We start from the raw sequence: 8,655 nt of genomic DNA, 5'->3' as shown, positions 1-8,655 counted from the left end.
CGTGGTGACCTTGCGCCCGTCGACTCGGACGGTCCCCTCGAACAGCCTCCGTCCCTCGTCGGGAGTGTGCGCGTTCTCCTTCCGCACGACGGTCAACTCGGCGGAGTCACCCGGGCGGACGAAGTGCCGGTACCGGATTCGGGCCGCCCCCGCTAACCGCCAGCCGGGAACCGGTCCCGTCTCAGCTGCGAGAGTGAGGGCGGCGACCGCCGCCAGGTCGTCCAGAATCAGCACGCCGGGCAGCACCGGGAAGCGTGGGAAGTGGGTCGCCAGCAGGGGCAACGTCGACGGCACGTTCCGGATGGCCCGGGCCGTCCTGCCTGGTTCCACCTCGAGCACGCGGTCCAGGCCGGACATCTCCGCCAGCCCGTCGGGTGTCGTCCAGGTCAGGCTCGGCGGATCGTCGGCGAGTTGAGTCGTCACGTCAAGTCACTCCTCGCGGATGTGGGCGGTCGATCGTCGTGAACGGGTTCGTGCGCCGTCACCACGAAGCAGGCGTTGGTGCCTCCGAACGCGAACGCGTTCACCAGGACGTTCTGGATCCGGCTCCGCCTCGCCTCGCCTGGCACGTAGTCGAGGTCCAGCTTGGGGTCGGGCTCCACCAGGTTGATCGTCGGCGGCACCACGTCGTATCGGACGGATCCGAGCGCAGCCACCAGGTTCAGCCCGGCCGCGGCCGACGTCAGATGACCTGCCATGGACTTCGGCGAGCTCACGAGCACGTCGTAGGCATGCGGTCCGAAGACCTCCTTGATCGCGACGGTCTCACTGGCGTCGTTGCCCGGAGTACCCGTGCCGTGCGCCACTATGTAGTCGACGTCCTCCGGCGCCAGGGCGGAGGACAGGACGGCCTCGCGCATCGCGGAGATGGCGCCACCGCCGTCCGGAGGCGAGTCGGTGATGCGGTAGGCATTGAGACTAGAGGCGTACCCGGCGAGCTCGGCCAGGATCAGCGCGTTGCGGGCCAGCGCGTGCTCACGTTCCTCGAGCACCACCATCACGGCTCCCTCGCCGAGGACGAAGCCGTTGCGACGCACGTCGAACGGCTTGCAGGCTCGGCCGGGTCGGTCAGCGTCGTCGACGGTCAACGCTCCCAGCAGGGCGAAGCCCAGAACATCCATCCAGGTGGTCAGCGCGTCATAGCCGCCGGCCAGCATGATGTCCGCGTCACCTTCCTCGATCTGCCGGAAGGCCTCCCCGATGGCGTGCGCGGAACCCGCGCAAGCGGTGCTCACGGCAACGAACGGCCCGCGAAGATCGCCGATCTCCGCCATCACAGCCGGTGCGGCGTTCTGGTCCCGGGTCATGACCTCCGCCGGCGACTGGCGGTAGATGGACGTGTGTCCGGTCGACTCCAGCTGCCACGACATGTCGGCGAGCTCCTGGAGCTCGACCCGGCCCACAGTGCCGCCGACCGAGACGCCTCGACGGTACGGATCCGACCCGTCGAGCGGTCCAGCCTGCCGCAACGCCTCGATGGCCGCCGCGACACCGTAGCCCGCACCGCGGGACAGGTACCGCCGATGCCGCCGGGCCGGGATTGCGGCCTCGACACCGAACCCGGTCACCTGACCCGCGATCCGCACCGGAAAGGTGCTCGCGTCGAACGTCGTGATCTCTCGGACGCCGCTGCGCCCGGCGGCGAGCGAGGCCCAGGTGCTCGGCGCATCGTTGCCCAGCGGTGTCACGGCGCCGATGCCTGTGATCACCACTCTGCGCGCGTCCGATGTGCTGCTCATCCGTGCCGTCCCTGTGTCGCATCGGTCCTGCCCGCGTCGGCGGTGAGGGCGGCTAGCTGTCGCCGGGTGGTGGCCGGGTCATCGAGCTCGCAGGGTTCGATCAAGGCGCACATCACGTCGGATGCCGCCATGACCACGTGTGAGTCGATCGACACCTGACCTGACATGACGGCCATCTCGTCCGACGCCGACTCCACCGTGGCGTCGATCTCCAGCACATCTCCGGGGCACACGTCCCCGAAGAAGCGCACCTCGGCCACTGACAGCAGCGCCGCGCGCCGCGCGAGATCGGTCTGGAGCATCACCAGCCACGCGCCCGCCTGGCACAACGTCTCCAAGACCATGGGGCGGGGCATGGTCTTCGCGGTCGAGACCTCGCGCCAGTAGCTTTCGGATCTCGACGTCACCTTGCGCGCCCGTATCGACCGCCCGAGCTCATAGTCGAGGATGCGATCAGTCAGGTGAAAGAGCATGGCTCTCCCTATCAGTGGGCTGGGGCTGCCAAGGGCTGGCCGGGCGCATCACGATCACGGCATGCGCCAGCGCGACGTCGCCGGTGTGAGACATCGAGATCTCGGGCGAACCGGTCATCCGCTGTGCGAGCGAACGCACCCGCTCACCGTGCAGCAAGACCCGCGGACGCCCGTACGGCTCGTTCACGATCTCCACGTCGTGCCACCTCATACGTGGCCCCAGCCCGGTGCCGAACGCCTTGAGCACGGCTTCCTTCGCGGCGAACCTTGCCGCGAGCCGGGCGAACCGGCTGCGCTTCGTACCGCACGCGGCTAACTCGCGCGGAGTGAACAGCTCCGCCTGCGCCGCAGGCTGTTCGACGAGCAGCCTGCGCACCCGGGAGACCTGCACCAGATCCACCCCGACACGGACGTCCAGCGTCTCGGTTCCGGTCATGGCTAAGCGGCCACGGCGGCGCTGCGCACGAGGACGAGATCAACCAGGTTGTCGACTGTGAACAGCTGCATGACCTCTTCGGCCGGCAGCTTCCCACGCAGCGACTCGACATCGAGCTGTGGCATGACCGTAGCCAGCTGTGCGAGGCCGACGTCGGACACGACGCCCTCTTCGGTGCCGAACTCCTCTTCCGAGATCCCGCCCTGGACGTGTTCGGCCAGTTGGGCCGCGGTGATCTTGATCCCCAGCGAACGTTCCAGCCGGAAGAGTATGTCGAGCAGGTCGATGGACTCCGCCTCCAGGTCACCCATCAGCGTGGCTGCTGCGGTCACCTCGTCCTGTTCCACACCGAGCGCATCGATGAGGGCGTCACGCACGGCTTCGGTGACATCATCTCGGGTCTTCGTCATCTCTTCCTCCTGGTTTTCGACATGGCTGGGAACGCCTGGGCGAGTCGCGACGCTGTATTCCGCCGCCACGTCATCCCAATTGGTGTGGTCTGACATTCTCAAGACCCGGCCAGGAGAGAGATTCGTACAGATAAGGCAGGAAAATTACTGTGATCTGGACCACACGAGTCAATGATGACGACCCGCATCGCCACTGAACCTCGCGAAAACTCCGATCAAGGGACTTCCTACGTGCGTGGCCGCACGTAGACGATTCCGGTAAACTTGCGATGAAGCGACGACAGCCAGGGCGTAACTTCATCACAGCGCCTTCACAGCAAGGAATGGATATTCTGCAAGTGCGCTACATTCATCCCGGCAAATGAACGATGCCGAAGCAGCCACATGGTGCTTCACCGACGGCGAAAGAGGTACTCGGCTTGGGGTCGGATGAGACCGAAGGCGCTCGTGACGCCGAACTCGACGCCCTCGTGAATGAGTTGCGGCAGGTGCTTGGCACGACGCCCGATGGCGCCTTCACCGTTGCGGGAGACGCGACGCGCCTCCCTCAGGAAGACGAACCCGAGACCACGGACGGCGACTGAGGCGGGCACCCACCGCCCGCGGCGAGTGAGCTTGCATCACTGCACGGCATCCAGGCGACGATTCACGCCCTCTTCGCGCTGCCGCTCCCCCATCCGCCGGTCGGACTCGATGGCCTTCCGGAGATGCTCCAAGCAACGACGCCGGATCGGGCCCACCGACCCCTCGGCCAGATCGAGGGCGGTGGCGATCTGGTCATAGCTGCGAGCATCCACGAGCAACGCGATCATGTGCTGGCAACGCGGCGGAAGCCGGAGCAACGCCCGAGTCAGCTCCGCTGAGCGCTCCTTCGTGACCAGCATGGACTCCGCCGATGGCGCTGGGTCTGCGGTTGGGAGTGTCGCAACGTCGTGATATCCGGGCCGGTGCCGGGCCACGGACTCCAGATAGCGCAGCGACTCGCGCCTGGCGATCACCGACAGGTACTCACCGAGCCGGTCGGGCTCCCGCAACTGTTTGAGCGTGCGCCACAGCCGTACCCAGGTGGCCTGACTGACGTCCTCACAGTCCGCCGCGCTCAGCCGATGCGCGCGAGCGATTGACCACACCAGGGGAGCGAACCGATGGACAAGATCGCGCCACGCCTGCTCGTCATCGCTGAGGCAAGCCTCAACAAGGTCATGTGTGTTCTGATATCTGTTCACGGCCCCGCCCGCCATGAGCGCTCCCCACCCCTACAGTCGCCCACCCGTTCGTGTCGAGACAGCGATACCCCCGACCCAGATATCGGAAGGCGAGCGCACAGCATCCGGCGACCACTGCGCCGAATGGCGAAAAGTCAATGGCGAATGAATTCCGCCATTCCGCAGCCGAACGCACATAGCCAACCAACCCGGGGTCGCGAGCGAACCTTTTGTCACGGAACTTCCTATTCACTGTCCCGAATCAGTCAACCCTGACCGGCGCCCTTCGTCAACCAACAGTCATGTTAAGGATGTGTTACATGCCGGCCGCCAGATGCGCCGCACCCTGGCTCTTTACCAATGAGGGGAGCAATTCATGTGAAATTCATTAACATCCAGTGAACAGGCAGCGATGTGGTACAGGAATTGGGAGCGTTACCTATGAATTCATGCAGGTCACGCCACGCGGAAGAGACAATGTCACACGTATCCTTCGGGTCCGTTCAGAGAGGATGACGCGCCGCGACTCACCGTGACCGACGTGTGCGGTAGATCGCGAGCGCACCACCGCCGAACGACGGCACCGGCAAGTAGTCGGGGCGGCCCTGTCCCTGCGCGAGGTACTCGGACTGACGCTGCGCCTCGGCCACCAGTTCCAGCTGCGCACGCAGCGTCTCGACCTCGGCCTCCAACTGGAGGATGCGCTTCACTCCGACGAGATTGACGCCCTCTTCCTGGGACAGCCGCTGAACCTCACGGAGCCGTTCTACGTCCCGCAGCGAATACCTGCGGCCACCACCACCTGTGCGCCTCGGCGATACCAGGCCGAGCCGGTCATACTGCCGGAGCGTCTGCGGGTGCATACCGGCCATCTCCGCTGCCACCGAGATCACGTAGAGCGGCTCATCGTCACGTACCCGTCGGGCAGAACCCGACATCGCGACCACAAATCTCGTACGTTCGTCCATGTCAGCCTCCCTGTGCGGCCTGCCGCATCAGATCTGCACGGATATCGTCACCGGACGTCGCGGACTGGAAAGCTTCGAGCGCCTCTTTCGCCGAGTCATCAACCTTATCCGGGACGGTCACCTCCACGGTAACCAGGAGGTCGCCCCGGGTTCCATCACGGCGGGCCGCACCACGACCACGGACCCGGAACGTCCTGCCGTTCGGCGTTCCAGGTGGGAGGCGTAGCGTGACCGGAATGCCGTTCAACGTCGGCACCTTGATCTCGGCACCCAGAGTCGCCTCCGGGAACGTGACCGGCACAGTCACGGTCAGGTGCTCGCCTTTGCGGCCGAACACCGGGTGGGAGCCGACGTGGACGGTCACGTAGAGATCCCCGGAGCGGCCCCCGCGTTCACCGGGTGCCCCTTTGCCACGAAGCCGGATTCGCTGCCCGTCCACCACTCCGGCCGGAATTCGCACATGCATCATGGTGCTCGTGGTGCCACGCCCGGAGCCGCTGCAGACCGGACACGGGTCATCGACGACGAGTCCACGTCCCTTGCAGTCCCGGCAGGGCTCGGCCATCCCGAAACCGCCGGAGTCAGTACTGGTGTATCCAGTGCCGGTACAGGTCGGACAGACCCGCGGGACGGTACCCGCGCGGGCACCGGTCCCGGCACACGAGGTACAGGCGGATGAACTCGTCATCCGCAGGGGAACGGTCTTGCCGTCGACCGCTTCGTCGAAGGCGATCGACACGTTGGTCTCGATGTCGGCGCCACGGCGCGCCCCGGCGCCGCGGTTGCGCGGGCGCTGCCCGAAGATACCGCCGAAGACATCCCCCAGGCCGCCACCCTGAGTCGACCCGCCACCCGAGAAGAGGTCACCGAGGTCGAAGTTGAACGACCCGCCGTCGGCGCCGCCGGGCACCCGCACGCCTCCGCCGAACAGGGTGCGCGCCTCGTCGTACTCCTTGCGCTTCTCCGGATCGGAAAGTACCGAGTACGCCTCGGAGACGTCCTTGAACCGGTTCTCCGCAGCTTTGTCGCCCGTGTTGCGGTCAGGGTGCAGCTCGCGAGCCAGGTTACGGTAAGCCTTCTTCACCGCCGCGGCATCGGCATCCGCCGGCACGCCGAGGATCTTGTAGTAGTCCTTCTCGATCCAGTCCTTCGTGCTCACGTGCTGCGACCCTCCCTTCTACTACTGTCCATGAGCCTGCTCGTCAGAACCATCCGCGATGGTCCACAGAACAGGCTCCCAGCATCCCGCCCCGGATGTCCTTTGCCGCGAACTACCAGCGTAGGACACCGGGGCCGGATCTTCTCATTTCTCCTCTTCCGCACCTTCTACCGGCTCGCCAGCCACCACAGTGCCGCCGTCGTCGCCGCCGTCCTGCTGCGCGGGCAGTGCCTCGGTCGGCTCCGCGACCGCGACCCGCGCGGCGCGGATGATCCGCTCGCCGACGCGGTAGCCGGGCTGAAGGATCTGCGTACACGTCACGACGTCGACCTCGTCGTCGTATCCGTGCATCAGTGCCTCGTGGATAGTGGGGTCGAACTCGTCGCCCACCTCTCCGTACTGCTCCAGCCCTGCCTTGGTGACCGCGGCCTCGAGCGCCTCGCCGACCGCTCGGAACGCACCGGTCAGATCACCGTGCTCGCGAGCCCGGCCGATGTCGTCCAGCACGTCGAGCAAGCCGGACAGCACCTCAGCCTTCGCGGTCTCGCGGACGGTCTCCCGGTCGCGCTCCACCCGTCGCCGGTAGTTGACGTACTCGGCCTGAAGCCGTTTGAGGTCATCGAGCCGTTCGGCTGCCTGTGCCCGAGCCTGAGCCAGCTCTTCGTCGGAGCCCTCCGGCTCCGTACCGGCCGCGGCCAGCCCTTCCTCAGCGGGAGCGGCGGAGTCCACCACAGGGACGGACTCCTCGTCCGGACTCCGCCGTTCGCCCGTCTCCGGATCGATCCGCCGCCGATCCCGCACCACCGGTGTCTCGACGGAGCCCTCCGGGTCGTGCTGCTCGTCGGTCACTTGTCGTCCTTCTCCTCGTCCACGATCTCGGCCTCAACGACATCTTCCTCTGCCGACGCCCCGGCGTCGGCGCCACCCTCGGCACCGCCGGCCTCGGCCCCGGCCTCAGCGCCGGCGTCGCCCGTGGGCTGAGCCGTCGCGTAGATCGCGGCACCGAGAGACTGGAAGGCAGTCTGCAGCCGCTCCGAGCTGGACTTGATGGCGGCGTCGTCAGCACCCTCAAGAGCCTTCTTGGCCTCCTCGAGCGCCGAATTGACATCGTCGCGGACCTCGGCCGACAGAGTGTCCACCTTCTCCTTGTTGTCCGCGAGGAACTTCTCAGTCTGGTAGACGAGCGACTCGGCCTGGTTGCGGTTCTCCGCGGCCTCGCGACGCTGGCGGTCTTCCTCCGCGTACTGCTCGGCGTCCTTGACCATCTGCTCGATGTCTTCCTTGCCGAGCGCCGAGCCACCGGTGATGGTCATGGACTGTTCCTTGCCGGTGCCGAGGTCCTTGGCCGACACATGCACGATGCCGTTGGCGTCGATGTCGAAGGTGACCTCGACCTGCGGCACGCCGCGTGGAGCGGGCGGCAGCCCGGTCAGGTCGAACGTGCCGAGCTTCTTGTTGTACGCCGCGATCTCCCGCTCACCCTGGTAGACCTGGATGCCCACGGTCGGCTGGTTGTCCTCCGCGGTGGTGAAGATCTCCGAACGCTTGGTGGGGATGGTGGTGTTCCGCTCGATCAGCTTGGTCATCACGCCGCCCTTGGTCTCGATGCCCAGGGACAGCGGCGTCACGTCGAGCAGCAGCACATCCTTGACCTCGCCACGCAGCACACCGGCCTGCAGGCTGGCGCCGACGGCAACGACCTCGTCCGGGTTCACACCCTTGTGCGGGTCCTTGCCGCCGGCCAGGTCCTTGACCAGCTCGACGACGGCGGGCATGCGGGTGGATCCACCCACCAGCACGACGTGGTCGATCTCGCTGACGGAGATGCCCGCGTCCCGGATGACCGACTCGAACGGGCTCTTGGTGCGCGCCAGCAGGTCGGACGTCATCTGCTCGAACTGCGCACGGGACAGGCTCTCGTCGACGTGGACCGGGTTCTTCTCGGCGTCCTGCGCAATGTACGGCAGCGAGATGGAGGTCTGGGTACCGGACGAGAGCTCGATCTTGGCGCGCTCCGCCGCTTCCCGGACACGCTGCATGGCGATCTTGTCCTTGGACAGGTCCAGCCCGTGCGTGCTCTTCACCCGGTCGACCAGCCAGTCGACGATCTTCTGGTCCCAGTCGTCACCACCGAGGTGGTTGTCACCACTGGTGGCCTTCACCTCGACGACGCCCTCGCCGATCTCCAGCAGCGAGACGTCGAAGGTGCCGCCACCCAGGTCGAAGACCAGGATGGTGTGCTCGTCCTCGCCCTTGTCGAGGCCG

At 66.4% G+C, this 8,655-nt stretch carries 11 protein-coding genes; 1 reads left to right on the top strand and 10 read right to left on the bottom strand.

Features of this window, described 5'->3' with window-relative positions:
• The 5 genes from ELR45_RS13390 to ELR45_RS13370 form a co-directional block, all read right to left on the bottom strand.
• On the bottom strand, positions 1-423 hold a 423-nt coding region (locus ELR45_RS13390; RefSeq protein ID WP_205856543.1), incomplete at its 3' end, for a 3-hydroxyacyl-ACP dehydratase FabZ family protein.
• On the bottom strand, positions 420-1,739 hold the full coding sequence (locus ELR45_RS13385) for a beta-ketoacyl-[acyl-carrier-protein] synthase family protein (protein ID WP_129666761.1): 1,320 nt from the start codon (positions 1,737-1,739) through the stop codon (positions 420-422). The genes ELR45_RS13385 and ELR45_RS13390, both read right to left, overlap by 4 nt.
• Positions 1,736-2,212 carry a hotdog family protein gene (locus tag ELR45_RS13380; protein WP_129666758.1) on the bottom strand — a complete coding sequence of 159 codons (477 nt, stop codon included), beginning with the start codon at positions 2,210-2,212 and terminating at the stop codon, positions 1,736-1,738. The genes ELR45_RS13385 and ELR45_RS13380 overlap by 4 nt, the downstream gene beginning before the upstream one ends.
• A complete protein-coding gene (acpS, locus tag ELR45_RS13375; protein WP_205856542.1) occupies positions 2,193-2,648 on the bottom strand; it encodes a holo-ACP synthase in 456 nt (151 codons plus the stop codon). The genes ELR45_RS13380 and acpS overlap by 20 nt, the downstream gene beginning before the upstream one ends.
• A gap of 2 nt (positions 2,649-2,650) precedes the next feature.
• The gene (locus ELR45_RS13370) at positions 2,651-3,058 is read right to left on the bottom strand and encodes an acyl carrier protein (protein WP_129666755.1); all 408 of its coding nucleotides are present in this window, start codon (positions 3,056-3,058) and stop codon (positions 2,651-2,653) included.
• A gap of 368 nt (positions 3,059-3,426) precedes the next feature.
• Between ELR45_RS13370 and ELR45_RS13365 the strand changes: the two genes are divergently transcribed.
• The gene (locus ELR45_RS13365) at positions 3,427-3,642 is read left to right on the top strand and encodes a hypothetical protein (protein ID WP_129666752.1); all 216 of its coding nucleotides are present in this window, start codon (positions 3,427-3,429) and stop codon (positions 3,640-3,642) included.
• A 36-nt stretch (positions 3,643-3,678) separates the two neighbouring features.
• Here the strand turns inward: ELR45_RS13365 and ELR45_RS13360 are convergent, their stop codons facing one another.
• The 5 genes from ELR45_RS13360 to dnaK form a co-directional block, all read right to left on the bottom strand.
• A complete protein-coding gene (locus ELR45_RS13360) occupies positions 3,679-4,299 on the bottom strand; it encodes an RNA polymerase sigma factor (RefSeq protein ID WP_129666749.1) in 621 nt (206 codons plus the stop codon).
• 491 nt (positions 4,300-4,790) lie between these two features.
• On the bottom strand, positions 4,791-5,231 hold the full coding sequence (locus tag ELR45_RS13355) for a heat shock protein transcriptional repressor HspR (protein ID WP_276320678.1): 441 nt from the start codon (positions 5,229-5,231) through the stop codon (positions 4,791-4,793).
• Between the two features lies 1 nt (position 5,232).
• Positions 5,233-6,390 (bottom strand): molecular chaperone DnaJ, encoded by a 1,158-nt coding sequence (gene dnaJ, locus ELR45_RS13350; RefSeq protein ID WP_129666746.1) that lies wholly within the window; start codon positions 6,388-6,390, stop codon positions 5,233-5,235.
• A gap of 144 nt (positions 6,391-6,534) precedes the next feature.
• Positions 6,535-7,239 (bottom strand): nucleotide exchange factor GrpE, encoded by a 705-nt coding sequence (gene grpE, locus ELR45_RS13345; protein WP_129666743.1) that lies wholly within the window; start codon positions 7,237-7,239, stop codon positions 6,535-6,537.
• The coding region (dnaK, locus tag ELR45_RS13340; RefSeq protein WP_240759645.1) for a molecular chaperone DnaK at positions 7,236-8,655 on the bottom strand (1,420 nt) is incomplete at its 5' end. The genes dnaK and grpE, both read right to left, overlap by 4 nt.

Source organism: Phytoactinopolyspora endophytica (assembly GCF_004138495.1).
Classification (GTDB): Bacteria; Actinomycetota; Actinomycetes; order Jiangellales; family Jiangellaceae; genus Phytoactinopolyspora; species Phytoactinopolyspora endophytica.
This window is presented reverse-complemented; position numbering and strand designations above follow the sequence as displayed.

Coding starts and splice junctions, on each gene's coding strand:
- ELR45_RS13380 (WP_129666758.1), bottom strand. CDS start 2,212: ATGCTCTTTCACCTGACTGATCGCATCCTCGACTATGAGCTCGGGCGG.
- ELR45_RS13365 (WP_129666752.1), top strand. CDS start 3,427: ATGCCGAAGCAGCCACATGGTGCTTCACCGACGGCGAAAGAGGTACTC.
- ELR45_RS13370 (WP_129666755.1), bottom strand. CDS start 3,058: ATGACGAAGACCCGAGATGATGTCACCGAAGCCGTGCGTGACGCCCTC.
- acpS (WP_205856542.1), bottom strand. CDS start 2,648: ATGACCGGAACCGAGACGCTGGACGTCCGTGTCGGGGTGGATCTGGTG.
- ELR45_RS13355 (WP_276320678.1), bottom strand. CDS start 5,231: ATGGACGAACGTACGAGATTTGTGGTCGCGATGTCGGGTTCTGCCCGA.
- ELR45_RS13385 (WP_129666761.1), bottom strand. CDS start 1,739: ATGAGCAGCACATCGGACGCGCGCAGAGTGGTGATCACAGGCATCGGC.
- ELR45_RS13360 (WP_129666749.1), bottom strand. CDS start 4,299: ATGGCGGGCGGGGCCGTGAACAGATATCAGAACACACATGACCTTGTT.